The sequence below is a fragment of the Halomonas sp. 3A7M genome (assembly GCF_014897875.1).
GTDB lineage: Bacteria > Pseudomonadota > Gammaproteobacteria > Pseudomonadales > Halomonadaceae > Vreelandella.
This window is the reverse complement of the sequence record NZ_JABUZD010000066.1, coordinates 101,148-115,489: the sequence shown is the minus strand read 5'-3', so window position 1 is coordinate 115,489 and position 14,342 is coordinate 101,148. Positions and strand designations below refer to the sequence as shown.

Annotated in this window: 12 protein-coding genes and 1 pseudogene; 3 read left to right on the top strand and 10 right to left on the bottom strand. The window is 53.9% G+C overall.

Translation table 11 applies throughout. From position 1 onward, the window contains the following. Positions 1 to 223: 223 nt before the first annotated feature. From INT19_RS05965 to INT19_RS05940, 6 genes are all read right to left on the bottom strand, one after another. A complete protein-coding gene (locus INT19_RS05965; protein WP_193060110.1) occupies positions 224 to 1,288 on the bottom strand; it encodes a serine hydrolase in 1,065 nt (354 codons plus the stop codon). Between the two features lie 56 nt (positions 1,289 to 1,344). Further along, entirely contained in the window at positions 1,345 to 2,451 is a 1,107-nt protein-coding gene (locus tag INT19_RS05960; RefSeq protein ID WP_193060101.1) for a heparan-alpha-glucosaminide N-acetyltransferase domain-containing protein, read from the bottom strand. A 169-nt stretch (positions 2,452 to 2,620) separates the two neighbouring features. After that, positions 2,621 to 2,935, bottom strand: a complete 315-nt coding sequence (locus INT19_RS05955; RefSeq protein WP_193060100.1) for a hypothetical protein — start codon at positions 2,933 to 2,935, stop codon at positions 2,621 to 2,623. A gap of 301 nt (positions 2,936 to 3,236) precedes the next feature. After that, a complete protein-coding gene (locus INT19_RS05950; protein WP_193060099.1) occupies positions 3,237 to 4,532 on the bottom strand; it encodes a TRAP transporter large permease in 1,296 nt (431 codons plus the stop codon). Next, the gene (locus INT19_RS05945; RefSeq protein WP_226912500.1) at positions 4,529 to 5,059 is read right to left on the bottom strand and encodes a TRAP transporter small permease; all 531 of its coding nucleotides are present in this window, start codon (positions 5,057 to 5,059) and stop codon (positions 4,529 to 4,531) included. The genes INT19_RS05950 and INT19_RS05945 overlap by 4 nt, the downstream gene beginning before the upstream one ends. Positions 5,060 to 5,167: 108 nt before the next feature. Then, the gene (locus INT19_RS05940) at positions 5,168 to 6,148 is read right to left on the bottom strand and encodes a TRAP transporter substrate-binding protein (RefSeq protein WP_095603725.1); all 981 of its coding nucleotides are present in this window, start codon (positions 6,146 to 6,148) and stop codon (positions 5,168 to 5,170) included. A gap of 308 nt (positions 6,149 to 6,456) precedes the next feature. Here INT19_RS05940 and INT19_RS05935 point away from each other — a divergent pair, with 308 nt between their 5' ends. Continuing rightward, positions 6,457 to 7,224 carry an SDR family NAD(P)-dependent oxidoreductase gene (locus INT19_RS05935; RefSeq protein WP_193060097.1) on the top strand — a complete coding sequence of 256 codons (768 nt, stop codon included), beginning with the start codon at positions 6,457 to 6,459 and terminating at the stop codon, positions 7,222 to 7,224. Positions 7,225 to 7,242: 18 nt separating this feature from the next. On the opposite strand, the gene INT19_RS05930 is transcribed toward INT19_RS05935, so the two are convergent. Then, positions 7,243 to 8,145, bottom strand: coding sequence for a LysR family transcriptional regulator (locus tag INT19_RS05930; RefSeq protein ID WP_038478477.1), 903 nt, complete (start codon positions 8,143 to 8,145; stop codon positions 7,243 to 7,245). 151 nt (positions 8,146 to 8,296) lie between these two features. Here INT19_RS05930 and INT19_RS05925 point away from each other — a divergent pair, with 151 nt between their 5' ends. Together INT19_RS05925 and INT19_RS05920 are read left to right on the top strand one after the other, a co-directional pair. Beyond that, a complete protein-coding gene (locus INT19_RS05925) occupies positions 8,297 to 9,502 on the top strand; it encodes a CaiB/BaiF CoA transferase family protein (RefSeq protein WP_193060096.1) in 1,206 nt (401 codons plus the stop codon). 10 nt (positions 9,503 to 9,512) lie between these two features. After that, positions 9,513 to 9,905, top strand: a pseudogene (locus INT19_RS05920) (hydroxymethylglutaryl-CoA lyase); the annotation flags it as partial. On the opposite strand, the gene INT19_RS05915 reads toward INT19_RS05920, so the two are convergent. From INT19_RS05915 to INT19_RS05905, 3 genes are read right to left on the bottom strand one after another with little or no spacing between them, the layout of a single operon-like run. Continuing rightward, positions 9,829 to 11,280, bottom strand: coding sequence for an aldehyde dehydrogenase family protein (locus INT19_RS05915; RefSeq protein ID WP_226924492.1), 1,452 nt, complete (start codon positions 11,278 to 11,280; stop codon positions 9,829 to 9,831). The pseudogene INT19_RS05920 and the gene INT19_RS05915 overlap by 77 nt on opposite strands. Next, entirely contained in the window at positions 11,281 to 12,945 is a 1,665-nt protein-coding gene (locus INT19_RS05910; protein ID WP_193060095.1) for a 5-guanidino-2-oxopentanoate decarboxylase, read from the bottom strand. Positions 12,946 to 12,956: 11 nt separating this feature from the next. Beyond that, complete coding sequence (locus tag INT19_RS05905) at positions 12,957 to 14,339, bottom strand: YjiH family protein (protein ID WP_193060094.1); 1,383 nt, start codon at positions 14,337 to 14,339, stop codon at positions 12,957 to 12,959. Positions 14,340 to 14,342: the final 3 nt, after the last annotated feature.

Below are 14,342 nucleotides of genomic sequence, written 5' to 3'. Positions count from 1 at the left end.
CCTTTTGTGCTTGCAGACGAGGAGGAGTCCATATACGCGCTACAAAACCTATGGCACCTACCGTAGCGCGGTGTAACGAATCTCGCGAGGTACGAGCGAATGAGGCACCCGCGTCGTTAGCCACCAAGCGCTACAACTTTCCAACGACAGGCCGTGAAACATCAACAGAGCATTGGCTCAGTTTATCATGCTGGTACGGCGTTAGGTGCTAGCGTTAGCTTGATTAAAGGTCAGCTAATGCACCACTAAAACGTAGCGCATCACCAACACTTGCCAAGGCGCGTTCGTGGGCGCTTACCGACAGCGGGCCTCGGCTACAGGCGACAATTACCCAAGACCTCTGGGCTGACGAAATGCGCGAGGCAATACCCGCATCGCAGCTACGACGGTGCTGGGTACCGGTCTTATGGGCAAAATGAATGTCACTGCCCAACCCTTGTTTCAAGCGGCGCTCGCCAGAGGAAGTACGGCTCAATACCGCCAGCAGCGTTTGGCGCTGCTCGGTATTCAAATCCGTCATACCTCCATGGTGAAGCGAGGCTAGTACATCCCCGAAGGCGCGCAACGTGCCTGCGTTCTCACCCGTGGCTTCGTAGGCATCAAAGGCGCGGTCGTAGTCAGGCTGCTCGAAGGCATCTTGGCGCACGCTAAGGGCACGGGCTAACGCTTCCGGTCGCTGGCTAACACTGTGCTTGCGCAGCGCCATAAAATCTAAACCCTCTAAGTCTTGGGCATCTGGATGAAGCTGGCCATACACACCTTGGCGTACGCCAACGAGCTTGCTAATCGGCCCTATATGACCGGGCCTTCCTCCGCTCGCTGCCACCATGGCCTTTGCCCGTTCATTCACTGCTTCAAGCCCTACACGATCAATCAGCATATCCGACGCAGTGTTATCGCTAACGGTGATCATCTGTTCCAACAAATAACCAATAGAAATAGGCGTGCCTGGATCATGCCAGTTAACCGGGCCTGCACCATCCACATAGTCGCTGCGCGCCAGGGTAATCCGCTCATCAAGAGCTAACCTGCCAGCTTGGCGTTCGGCCAACACTTGGGCAGCCACCGGTACCTTTATCAGCGAGGCCAAATACCATGGCTCATCGGCTTTCCAGGAATAGGCTTCACCACTGGCCAAATTCTGCACATACACGCCCAGCTGCCCACCAAACACCTCTTCGATGGCGGCCATGCGGGCGTTTAAGTCACCCTGCCAGCGGCTCTGTTTATCGACTGCATAATACCAATCTGCATGAACGGGCAGTGCTATTAACAGCGCTACTACCATCAGCCCGCGCTGTATCCAGTGTCGCAAATCGTCAACTCCCGTTAGTTTGCTCGCGTTTAGCGATGAGCCGCCATCCAGCGGGTTAGCCAAATCCACAGCGCGGCGCCGAGTATTAACAAACCACCAATGCCAAGTGCCTGCGGGTAGCTGTAGGCACCCTCGCCTTCCAATAAAAAACGCAGTACCAGAAAAATCATCACGATATGGAAGATAAAGGCTTTGAGCGCATCACTACCGACGAGCGTGATCGGCAACAGTACTTTCGCAGCGGCTGCGCCACCCGCTAAGGCAAGCCCAAGCAGCACCAACGCGCCACCCACGCTAAACAGCATAAAGTTTATCCCTGGCGGGTGTTTTCCCACATTACGAGCCACCGCCATCATCGCACCATGAACATCGCCCCCGGCGATGGCTATGCCATAAAAAGCGCCGACCATCAGCGCCCCCGACCCTGCCAGCCAAAGAATTAAACGGCGGCGTAAGGTGGCATCGAAATAGCAGCGTAACAGCGCTTCGCCGATCAATAAGCCAGACAATATTAGTGGGGCGCGGCTAAGCTGTCCCCAGGCATAGTGCTCTTCATGATCCACCAGAAACGCTTTTAAGAGCTCGTAGCCCCCAAAGGAAAAGCCTTGTAACCACGCTGAAAGCGCCGTTAATCCTGCGATGGTCGCCAAACGTCCCCACAGTGGCGTTCGCGCCCACAGCGGCAATATTAATGGCACCCATAATAAGGCAATGGCGTAAAAACCGAGAATCTCTACCCAGATAGCAAATCGCCCATAGAGCAGCGTATTAACAATATCGCTTGGCGAGCTAAAGGGTAGCATTTCGATAATAATCAGCGATTTATACCAAAACCAAACCTCAATGGCCCTTACCCATAGCTTTAATCGCCGCCGAGGCCAATCGTCACTTTGCGTGTAAGCAAGGAAGGCCACCGCCAGCGCTATGCCGAACACTAGAATAAATAGTGAGGACGAGAACTTAGTCAAAAAGTGGATAGGCACCATGCCCCAGTCGGGCACATGACGCATGCCTACTAAACCACTAACGGCATGACTGATAATCATCAGCCCAATGGCAATACCACGCGCGAGATCAATCGCTTCGATTCGTCCTTGCGCTTTAGGAAGCTGTGGAACCTCCTTCCAGTTCAACACGTCGGCAACGTCCTTGTGGCTGATGTTAGTAATAGAACTCTAACCATAGCCTATTCATTCCCCACCCCCTATTTAACATCTTTTAACGCAAAAATGCCCCGCAACTGGCGGGGCATTTCATGGCTCATCCGTGAACCGGAATAGAAGTTAATCCTTTAGCAGTCATGAGTTACCAACCGGAATCATCTTCCTCTTCAGTTTCCCATGTGTCTTGCTCTTCTTCTTCCTCTTCATAAGTGAATTCTTGCTCTTCCTCTTCGTACTCGGTCGTTATACCTTCATTAGTAGCGCCTTCAGTGGTGGCACCTTGCTCTTGATCAGAGTCGAAAGAGTTGTAAGCGCCCTGCTCATCCTGGGTCGTTTCTTCCTGAGGAGCGGGCTCGTAATCATCGTTGCCTTCCATGCCAGCAAAGGCCAGCGGGCTAGCGATTAAACCAAACGATACGCCTAAAATGCCAAGTTTCTTAAGAGCTTCCTTTTTCATAGTCATGCCTCCTGATATGGCTTCGCTTTCACTTCAGTTTTCGGTAATCAAAAAATTCGATAATTTGAAAACGTTGGTTAGTGGCAAGAACATCGCGTCTTTCTAACACTCTGCTCTTGCCTAATACACTGCATCCGCCATACCAGGAAATGCCAAAAAAAATAAAAAATACTATAAATACAATTACTTGAATAAAAATCGTGCATGCCAATCTAATGACGCAGCGATCTTTAATTAGTGATTTATTGTTTATCAATGACACATGAGCCCCGCTGCAGCATGACAAACGAGGTTTGGGGGATTAATACCCCATCACCCGAGGCAGCCACGTGGCAAGGCCAGGTATCGCGATCAACACTAAAATGGTGGCCAGAATAGGAAGCAAAAACGGCAACACCGCTTTAACTACTTGCCCGTAGCGTAGCCGCGTAATGCCCACCATTAGAAACAACACCGTGCCAAAGGGCGGTGTGATAACCCCCACTGAAAGCGTAATGACCATCACAATGCCGAAATGGACAGGGTCTAACCCCGCGCTTAGCGCAGCAGGCACCACAATGGGAGTGAAGATCAGGATGCTCTCGATGACCGACATGAAACAGCCGATAAGCAGGAAAAACAGCGCAAAGCAGAGCAGCAACGCAATCGTCGGCATATCGATGCTGGCCACCTGTCCCGCCAACGCTTGTGGAATACCCATGCGTACCAAAATCCAGCCGTAAAAACTGGATACCGCAATAATCAGCAGAATCACGGCGCTGAACATAAGGGTACGTTGGAAAGCATTAAACAAGTCGCGCAAGCTTAAGTCGCGATAGATCAGGCCGCCTAAAATAACCGCATAGAGCGAGGCAATGGCACCCGCTTCCGTTGGCGTAAAGAAGCCCCCCCAAATACCACCGACAATAATGGCGGGCATCATCAAGGGCAGAATAGCGCGCTTGCCGGTTCGAACGACCTCGCAGGCATCAAACGGTGTAGGCTTAGGCATCACTACTTTGCCTGTTGCCCCGAGCATTACCGTCATTCCCATCAGCAATAATGCCATCAAAATACCGGGCAGTAGCCCCGCCATAAACAGCCCGCCGATACTCACGTTGGCCAGCCAGCCATACACTACTAGCGCAATACTGGGCGGCAGAATCGGCCCAATCACGCTAGAGGCGGCGGTAATTCCAGTGGCGTAACCCAAATCATAGCCACGCTCTTTCATGGCTTTAATTTCAATGCTGCCAAGCCCCGCCGCGTCAGCCACGGCAGTACCCGACATGGTGGCAAAAATAGAGCTGGCCACTACGTTAGCGTGACCAAGACCGCCTTTGGTAAAGCCTACTAATGCCGTGGCGAAGTCAAAAATACGCGTGGTTGTTGAGCCAATATTCATAATATTGGCTGCCAAAATAAACAGCGGAATGGCCAACAGCGTAAAATTGTTGAGCGTTTGCACCATCCGCAGTGGCAGTAGCTCAACGGGCAACCCTCCGGTACCGGTGAATACCAAAGCAATAAATGAAGTAACACCGATGGCAACCACAACAGGCAGCCCGATAGCCATTAGAACCAGCAGGCCGCCAACAAAAATTAGTAATTCAGTCATGGTGCCGTCACCTCTTCTTCGCGGGGTGCTTCAAGCCAGAAAACCGGGCCGCGCAGCGTTTTCCAAAGGGCGATGACCGCCATGCTTGCGAAGCTAAAGAAGATACCGTAGTAGAGGTAGCTGAAACTAATACTTAACGAAACGGTTTTATTGTTGGCGCTCATATCCGACATAATCCACGCGCCCCATGCCGCGAGCAGAAAAAAGCCGCAAGAGATCAGCGAAGTAAGGCGATACTGTATATTTTTACCTAAGCTAGAAAGTTTGTGGCTGAACAGGTCAACCACTAAATGCTCACTGCGTACCCACGCAGAGATAGACCCAAAGCCAATGGCATAAATGGCCAGCAGTGACGCAACTTCTTCTGTCCAGGGCATCCCCAACCCAAGTAAGTCACGGGCTACCACTGCAGACACAATGAGCAGTAATATCGCGGCCATTAACGTCACCCCCACCCCATCGCAAAGACGGGTGGTGTAACGCAACACATAAAAAGCGATTCTATCCGGCCCGTTTCTGGGCGGCATAGCTGAATCCACGGGAACGCTCCTGAGGCTTAATAAGGCTTAAATAGGTATCTTTTAAAACTACAACGACGGCCTGATAGGCCGCCGTTGTTCATTTAGCACAAGCAATTACTGGCTTTCATTACCTAACGCATCTTCACGCACGCCATCAGCCATATCGGCCATGACACGATCAATCGCAGGCAACGCCGCTTCGCGGAAAGCTTCAATATCGGGTTCGATAATCGTCATGCCCTCTTCCTGTAGCGCCGTCAGGTAGTACTCATCAAGCTCACGCTCACGCTCCGAACCATGCTCCCTGGCGACATGGATGGCTTCCTCGATCAACGCTTGATCTTCCGCCTCTAGCCCATCCCACCAGCGTGAACTGGCTACCCAGTTCCAAGGGAACTGCACGTGACTGGTCATAATGATGTGATCCTGCACTTCCCACAGGCGGCGGGTATAGGGCGAGGAGAGCGAGTTTTCATGGCCATCGACTTGACCTGTTTGCATGGCCAAGTAAATTTCCGGCGCGGGAACGTTAACTACCTGAGCGCCGATCTCCTCCCACACCTCAAGCCACACGGGAAGCGATGGCAGGCGTAAACGGAAGCCGTCTAAGTCTTCAGGGCTATTGATCGCCTTGTTGGCAGTCATGTGGCGTGGGCCACGGTGTTGGGTGCCGAAATATTTAAGACCACCCTGATTTTCAGCCTGCTCAATCAATGCCTGGCCGGAAGGGCTTTCCATATAGGCATCGACTTCGTCCCAGGTTGAAAAAACAAACGGCACGGTAATAGCGTCATACTCTGGCGCATACTGCTGGCGCCAGTTGCCGCCAGTGATAGAAATCTGGGTTTGACCTAAGTTGAGCAGTTCCAGCACCGCGTTTTCACCGCCGAGTGAACCTGCTAGAAAAGGACGCACCTCAAAACGGCCTGGAGCCTGCTCTTCTAGGTATTCGGCAAAGCGCTCGACTGCTGCGCTTTCAGAGCCGCCTTCGCTCATGGTGTTGTTAACTTGAATTTCGATCGGGTTTGCCAAGGCAAAGGGGGCCGCCGTTAGCATACCCAGGGTGGCCAGCGTGGTAAGCAATGTTGTCCGCATAGGATGACTCTCTACGGTTGTCGTTATTGGATGTGGTTATGGTTATTAAGCGTGATACTTATCACAGCATTTTTGCTGTTTGATTGATCTTGAAACAAGCAGCCAAGCGGCTCAAATCGACGTTTATGAAGGCTGACTTCGTCAAATACGATGGCTAGAAACGCCGCTATAGCGCGCTAAACTACGCACCCTATTATCAGCATACGACCAAAGATGAATACCCACTGCACCCTTAGGCTATCTCAATGGCGCTTGTCTGCTGTTTTTAGCCGCGGCTTCAACCGCCATTTTCGCCAGGAGCTTTCATCATGCACGAAGTCGCACCCGTCGTGTTTATTACCGGCGCCACTTCTGGAATCGGCCTTGCTTGTGCCCACCGTTTTGCCCAAGCGGGCTGGTCACTGGTGTTAACAGGACGGCGTCAAACTCGCTTAGAGACGCTCTATAACTCACTGAAAAACAGCGTACCTGTGCACATCGCTCAATTGGATGTCAGTAACCCACAAGACGTTGCCAACGTGGTTGCGGCGTTGCCAGAACGCTTTCAGCACGTGCATACACTGATCAATAATGCAGGACTAGCGCTGGGTAAGGGGCCAGCACAAAACGCTGAGCTGGATGATTGGCACCGCATGATTGATACCAACGTAAAAGGGTTAGTGACTGTCACACGCCACCTATTGCCCAAGCTCATCGCCGCTGGCCCTGGCTCAACGGTCATTAACCTGGGTTCTATCGCCGCTCATACGCCTTACCCTGGTGGGCATGTGTATGGCGCCACCAAAGCCTTTGTAGAACAATTTAGCTATAACCTGCGCTGCGACGTTGGCCCCCAGGGCGTTAGAGTGACCGACCTCGCCCCGGGGATGACAGCGAGTGAATTTACGCTGGTTCGCATGAAAGGTGACCACCAGATAGCCGATAGCTACTACGCAGGAGCGGAACCACTTCAGCCTGAGGATATCGCCGACCAAGCGTTCCATGTAGCCTCACTTCCGCCGCATATCAATATCACGCGCTTAGAAGTGATACCGCTTTGTCAGCAGTGGTCGGCCCCCTCGATACTGCGGGATTAAGCGCCGATTTGATGAACTTTATAACGCTGAATGCTTTTCTGCGGTCAGCAGGTCCACCATGTGCCTTGCCGTGACAGGAAGCGTCGCGTAGCGGCGCACGCCAATCACAAGCTCCCGTTGGGCCCAGGCGTCGCTCAACGGGATGCTCTTAAGCTGCAGATCACCTAGCTCGCGGTAGATCGTTTGTTCTGGCAGCACGCCGACCCCCATGCCATGGTGAATCATGCGGCAAATAGCATCAAAGCTACGTACCTGAATGCGCATTCGCAGCGCTCTTCCCGATAGATTAGCCTGCTCAAGCAATAGCGCTTGCAGTGACGCATCTTGCTGCAAACCGATGAAGTCGAAAGCGAGCGCTTCATTGAAGGCAATACTGCTTCGCTCCGCTAACGGGTGTTTATCAGGCGTTACTAGCACTAAGCGATCACGCCGATACGGAATTATCTGTAAGTCTGGCGCAGCCACATGCCCAGCAAAAATACCAATATCGGTTAAGCCATCCCGTACAGCGGCAATAATTTCATTACTAACCCGCTCTTGCAGATCGATTTTGATTTCAGGGTAGTGACGAGAGAACGCGCTGAGATCTTGGGGAAGAAACGCGATGATCGCCGAGGTGTTGGAATGAATACGCACATGCCCACGCACGCCTTCACCATATTCGCTAAGTTCTGCCTGTAAGCGTTCAACATTGTCGAGTATGCGCCGCGCATGATGTAAAAACGCATGCCCTGCCGGGGTTAGCTCCACGCCACGGGGTTTACGGTAAAGTAGCGTTGCTCCGACCAAGCTTTCAAGATCGCTCATTCGCTTGCTAACGGCGGCAAGGGCTAGATGTTCGCGTTCGGCAGCCGCGGTCAAGCGGCCTTCGTCTGCAACAGAGATAAACAGCTTGAGCGTAAAAAAATCAAAGCGGCGCAACTCGGCAAACTCCTGAAAAGTAACCTGACTATGCTAGCGCATACCTTCGCCAGTCACGAAACCTTTGTTACCCATTGCCTAATTGTCGCGCCTAAGCGGCTCACGCATGCTGGTAGGCAACAATATTAACGACACGACCAGGAGAGCCTTAATGCATGCTCCCGAAGCGCGCCAGCTTCCCTTAGAAGGCCTGAAAGTCCTTGAACTTGGGCAGCTCATTGCAGGCCCATTTGCGACCAAGCTGTTGGGCGAATTTGGTGCCGATGTGATTAAAATTGAGCCACCTGGCACCGGCGACCCCCTTCGCAAATGGCGAATGCTTGAGGAAGGCACCTCGCTTTGGTGGCACGTACAGAGCCGTAACAAACGCTCGGTGGCGCTGGACTTGCGCAGTGAAGAGGGCCAAGCGCTGGTGCGCGAACTCGCTACCGAGGCTGATGTGGTGGTGGAAAACTTCCGCCCTGGCACATTAGATAACTGGGGGCTGGGCTGGCAAGCGCTCTCAAAACTCAACCCACGATTAATCATGGTGCATATTTCCGGCTACGGACAAACGGGGCCTTACCGCGACAAGCCCGGCTTTGGTGTGGTGGGTGAAGCCATGGGCGGGCTGCGTTATCTCACCGGTCAGCCGGGAGAGCCTTCCGTCAGGGTAGGTGTGAGCATTGGTGATTCGCTGTCCGCGCTATACGCTGTCATTGGCACCTTGCTGGCACTGCAAGAGCGCAACCGCAGCGGCCTGGGACAAGAGATCGACGTGGCGCTGTATGAGTCAGTATTTGCCATGATGGAGAGCCTACTGCCGGAATTCGATGCCAGCGGCCAGGTGCGCGAACCTAGCGGCAGCGCCCTCCCCGGCATTACGCCTTCTAACGCTTACCGCTGCCAAGGAGGCGATTACGTACTGATTGCCGGTAACGGCGACAGCATTTTCAAACGCTTGATGGGCGTGATTGGCCGTGATGATCTGGCCAACGACCCCGCGCTAGCCCACAACGATGGCCGCAGTCAGCAGGCTGAAATGATCGACGCAGCGATTCAAGCGTGGTCTGAAGAGCGCCCAAGAGAGGCGATTCTTAAAGCGCTGGATGAGGCGCGTGTGCCAGCAGGCTATCCGTACACCGCCGAAGATATTGCCTTTGACCCCCATTACTTGGCGCGGGAAATGATTCAAACCTTCACCCGCCCCAACGGCAAACCATTAAAAGTACCCGGTGTACTGCCCAAACTTAGCGCTACCCCAGGGCGGATCGGAGATGGCGGCCCGGCGCTTGGCCAGCATACCGATGACGTGCTGGATGAACTGGGTATTGACCAGGAAACCCGCGCCAAACTGCGTCAAGCGGGCATTATTTAAGGAGAGCGCTATGCACAAGTCCACGAGTCAACCCATGCCCTGTCCGACAAGAATAGAAATTAATGAAGTCGCCCCGCGTGACGGCCTGCAGATTGAAGCGCGCTTTGTCCCCACAGACGATAAGATCCGCTGGATCGACGCACTCTCCACCACCGGCCTGCGGCGCATCGAGGCCACCTCGTTTACGTCACCCAAAGCGATTCCTAACCTGCGCGATGCTGCGGATGTTGTCACTGGTATTCAGCGCCGGGCAGGCGTCGATATCAGCGTCTTAGTGCCTAACCTTAAGGGCACAGAGCGTGCGCTTGCCTGCCAGGTGGATGAAATTAATTTGGTGATGTCGGCAAGCGATAGCCATGGCCTGGCAAACCTTCGCATGACGCCAGAGCAGTCGCTTGAGCAAAGCCGCCCCAGGCGGTTTCAGGCAACACCAGCTGCTCGCTGTTGTACCAAATGCTACCGGCTTTTAGCTGGCGACCAATGCGCTTTGCCCGCTCAGGATCACCGCTAATCACCGTCGCAGCTAATCCATAAGCGCTATCGTTGGCGAGTTTAATCGCCTCTTCTTCTCTGGTAACGCTGCGTGCGCAGAGCACTGGGCCGAAAATCTCCTCTTGCCACAAGCGGCTTTCCAGCGGCACATCACGGTAAAGCGTCGGCGCTAAAAAGTAGCCCTGCGTGGGTAACGTGCGATGGGTAATATCGCGCACTGCCGTTAGGCCTTCTTGCGCTGCTAAGTCTAAATAGCGTTGTACCGCATCGCGCTGCTTAGCGCTGGTCAACGGCCCTAAGTCGGTACCTTCGGCGAGTGGGTCGCCCAGGGTTAGCGCATCCATCCGCTCAGCTAGGGCGGTATAGAGTGCTTCAGCTACGTTTTCATGTACCAGTAAACGCGAAGTCGCTGAACAGATTTGCCCGGCATTAAAGTAGATACCCGCCATTACCCAGTCGGCGGCTTGGGCTGGGTCGGCGTCTTCCATTACCAGAATCGGCGATTTTCCACCTAGCTCTAGGGAGACACTGGCAGTGCGAACGGCAGCAGCTTGCATAACGGCTTCGCCGACTCGGTTACTGCCCGTAAAAGAGATTTTATCCACACCTGGGTGATTGGTTAGCGGTGCGCCAATGCCCTCGCCATCGCCGTTAAGCAGGTTCAGCACACCGGCTGGCAGACCAATTTCCAGGGCAATTTCTGCCAGTACCAACTCGGGGAGCGGCGTTACCTCTGACGGCTTGAGCACTGCGGTACAACCGGCTGCCAACGCGGGCGCCAGCTTCCAGGCGCTTGTCACCAGCGGGAAGTTCCAGGGAGCAATCAACCCCACGACGCCCACAGGGTCATGATACGTACGCGCCTCAACGCCTTCCATTTCCACACTGACCAGTTCGCCCTGGCGAGCATCTAACACCCTGGCCTGCTTGGCGTAATAGCGATAACAGGCAATCGCGTCGTCCAGGTCAATGCCTGCTTCTGCAAGCGGTTTACCGTTATTAGTGGCTGACAGAGTGATTAGCGCTTCTCGGCGGGTCTCCAACGCATCGGCAAAGCTATCTAGGTACTTTGCTCGCGCAGCGCCACCCAGCGCTTGCCAAGCAGGTTGTGCTTGCTGAGCGGCTTTAACGGCAGCGTCGACATCTGCCGCGTCCCCCGCCGTGACCTGGGCAATACGCGCTTCGCGATAAGGATTCATCACATCGAGCATGCGCGTGCCTGCTGAGGCAACCCATTGGTTGTTGATGAACTGCTGATTGATAACTTGCTGGTTGAGTAACGGCATCTACGTATCCTGGTCGGAAATTCGGCACGCACGCTGCCAAGCAGCCGCGTCTATTTCAATGAGTAACGGGCCACTTGAAACACGCTTAGCGAGTGAGTTTGCAAGCTCCTCAGGGCTTTCTACCCGCACGCTTGGGCAACCAAACCCTTCGGCCAAAGTAAGAAAGTTGGGGGCTTGAATATCCACGCCCAAACGAGCCACACCGTTGGCATCCATATAGCGGCGAATTTCTTCGTAGCCTGCGTTGTGCCACAGCACAATTACCACCGGCAGGCGTTCCTCCACCGCGGTAGCAAGCTCAGCAAGGGTGAACATCACCCCGCCATCACCGACAAGCGCCACCACAGGTAGATCAGCGCGAGCTAACTGCGCACCTAGCGCTGCTGGCAGCCCATAACCCAAGGTGCCGTAGCCGGTAGAGGCATTGAAATAACGCCTTGGCGCTGGCTGGCTGACTAGGTGGTTGCCCGCATACACCGGTGCAGTGGAGTCACCCACCAAAATCGCCTCCGGCAGATGGTCAGCCAGGGTCTTATAAAGCGGCACGAAGTCGCTAAAAGCCGGATCATTAACCAGGTTAAGTGCACTCAACGTAGTGGCTGTTCGTTCAATACCGCGTTCAACACCGTGGCGCTGCAAAGGTTCGGGGAAATGAGCGAGTAGAAGCGCTAGGCTACGTCCGGCATCGCCCACTAAACCAAGCGTTGTATGCTGATTACGCACCAGTTGTTCAGGGTCGAGGTCAATTCGAATCAGTTTTCCATGGAGGTGAAAGCCACCATCAAACACGACATCGTAGTCGGTCTCGCCAAGCTCGGTACCCACCGCCAAAATCACATCGGCGTTGGCCGCTAGTTCGCGCACCGCAGGCAGCGCGGCATTCGCGCCCAAATCCAGCGGATGGTCGCGACCCAGCAGCCCTTTGGCATTGATAGTCGTCACCGCAGGGGCATCAAGCCTCTCTACCAATGCCCGGGCTGCCTCTGGCGCTGCCACACAACCACCACCTAGCAGCAGCAAGGGTTGTTTCGCGGCCTTTAACAAACGGGCAGCTTCGGCAAGCCCTTCTGGGTCAGGCGCTGCTCGGTAAAGCGTTGGCGCTTGCCAACTGTCCGGTACCTTCACCGGCGCATTGAACAGATCAATCGGAATTTCAATATGCACCGGGCCTGGGCGCGCACCATTGAAGATCGCAAAGGCGCGGGCCAGCACGTCAGGTAGCGTATTGGCATCCAATAGCGTGTGGCTAAACCGCGCCACGCCACTGATCATCTGCTGCTGGCTGGGCAGCTCGTGCAGCCGACCTTGGCCTAGCCCCAGCGTATCCCGGCGGTTAACACTGGAGATCACCAGCATGGGGATAGAGTCTGCTAAGGCTTGGCCCATCGCAGTAGCAATATTGGTCATTCCCGGGCCAGTGATAATCAGACATACCCCAGGCTGACCGCTGGCGCGGGCATAGCCGTCGGCCATAAACCCTGCGCCCTGCTCATGGCGCGGGGTTACGTGGCGCACATCGCTACCTTCAAGCCCTCGGTACAGCTCCACCGTATGCACGCCCGGAATACCGAACAGAGTACGAACGCCATAGGTTTCACGTAGCAGGTGGATCAACAGCTCGGCACAGGTCATGGTTGAGTGATTGCGCATTGCGTCAGCGTTCATGACAGGCCCTCTCAGAAGAAAAATGTATGGGCCATAAAGGCGATGATGGGCAGCGTAATGGCCGTGCGCAGTAAGAAAACGGCGGCTAGCTCCCAGAGCTTAATAGGGATTTTTGATTTAAGTAGTAACGCGCCAATTTCCGACATATACACCAGCTGTGTCATGGACAAGCAAGCGATCACAAAACGGGTCAGCTCGCTTTCAATATTCGTCGCCAGCACTGCTGGTAAGAACATATCGGCAAACCCGACCAACGTCGCTGGAGCAGCCGCTTGTGCTTCAGGGATACGCAGCAACTCAAGCACCGGCACCATGGGGTAAGAGAGCCAGGTAAACAGTGGAGTAAACTCGGCTAAAATCAGCGCGACGGTGCCGATGGCAAATACCAAAGGCAGCAGTGTCAAAAAGATATCAATCACGTTGAGTAGTGCTAAACGCACCAACTCTTTTGGCCCTGGCGCATCCGCTGCCCGGCGAGTTGCCTGGAGCAAGCTGTAACGAAACAACCCTACATTTTCGGTGCGCTTCTCGCTTAACTGGCAGCCAACAGGCTCGTAGTAGTCGTTAGATTTGAGCGATAGAGGGGGAATCCGCGCCACGATGATGGCAGCAATCAGCCCTGACACGACTACCGTAAAGTAGAACTGTACGAAGAGATGATTGATATCAACAAAGTTAGTAACCAGTAAACTAAACGCGATGGAAGCCACTGAAAAGTTAGTCGCAATGACCGATGCCTCACGAGCATTGTAATAACCCTGCTCATACTGTTGGGCGGTGATCAATACCCCCACGGTGCCTGACCCCATCCAAGAAGCCGTTGCATCGATAGCACTGCGCCCAGGAAGATTGAAAATCACCCGAAACGGCTTACGCACCATGGTGCCGATAAATTCCATAAAGCCAAATTCGACCAAAAACGGGAGCAGAATCGCCGCAAAGAAGAAGAACGTCAGTAGCACCGGCGCCAAATCATTGAGCATTACGCCGCCAGTAAACGGTGCCGTCACAAATTCTGGGCCGACTTGAAAAAAGGTCATGACGACAAAGATGCCACCTAAGATGCGCATCACTACCCAAATAGTGTCTACGTCAAACATCTCTTGAAAGTGACCACGTTGCGCCCAGTTAGGCTTTGCCACTTTAACGTAAAGCGTTATCACTACGGACAGACATAGGACTAGCATGGCAATGGCAGGTAGTGCAGAGCCAAGCAGCGACTGCAACCCATCGGCCATTAGGCCCATGCCAATATTAATCGTTCCTCCCACTTGAAAAGGCACCAAAAACAAGAGGACGCCAATTAAGGAGGGAATCAAAAACTTCAGCAAATGAGCACGCTGAATTGGAGCCGACGGCTCGGCGTCATCCAATTTTACTTGAGAGAAAGACATACG

What these genes read in the sequence shown, in the direction of transcription:
- INT19_RS05945 (WP_226912500.1), bottom strand. Translation starts at nt 5,059, where the DNA reads ATGCCGCCCAGAAACGGGCCGGATAGAATCGCTTTTTATGTGTTGCGT.
- INT19_RS05965 (WP_193060110.1), bottom strand. Translation starts at nt 1,288, where the DNA reads ATGGTAGTAGCGCTGTTAATAGCACTGCCCGTTCATGCAGATTGGTAT.
- INT19_RS05925 (WP_193060096.1), top strand. Translation starts at nt 8,297, where the DNA reads ATGCATGCTCCCGAAGCGCGCCAGCTTCCCTTAGAAGGCCTGAAAGTC.
- INT19_RS05955 (WP_193060100.1), bottom strand. Translation starts at nt 2,935, where the DNA reads ATGAAAAAGGAAGCTCTTAAGAAACTTGGCATTTTAGGCGTATCGTTT.
- INT19_RS05910 (WP_193060095.1), bottom strand. Translation starts at nt 12,945, where the DNA reads ATGAACGCTGACGCAATGCGCAATCACTCAACCATGACCTGTGCCGAG.
- INT19_RS05950 (WP_193060099.1), bottom strand. Translation starts at nt 4,532, where the DNA reads ATGACTGAATTACTAATTTTTGTTGGCGGCCTGCTGGTTCTAATGGCT.
- INT19_RS05935 (WP_193060097.1), top strand. Translation starts at nt 6,457, where the DNA reads ATGCACGAAGTCGCACCCGTCGTGTTTATTACCGGCGCCACTTCTGGA.
- INT19_RS05905 (WP_193060094.1), bottom strand. Translation starts at nt 14,339, where the DNA reads ATGTCTTTCTCTCAAGTAAAATTGGATGACGCCGAGCCGTCGGCTCCA.
- INT19_RS05915 (WP_226924492.1), bottom strand. Translation starts at nt 11,280, where the DNA reads ATGCCGTTACTCAACCAGCAAGTTATCAATCAGCAGTTCATCAACAAC.
- INT19_RS05940 (WP_095603725.1), bottom strand. Translation starts at nt 6,148, where the DNA reads ATGCGGACAACATTGCTTACCACGCTGGCCACCCTGGGTATGCTAACG.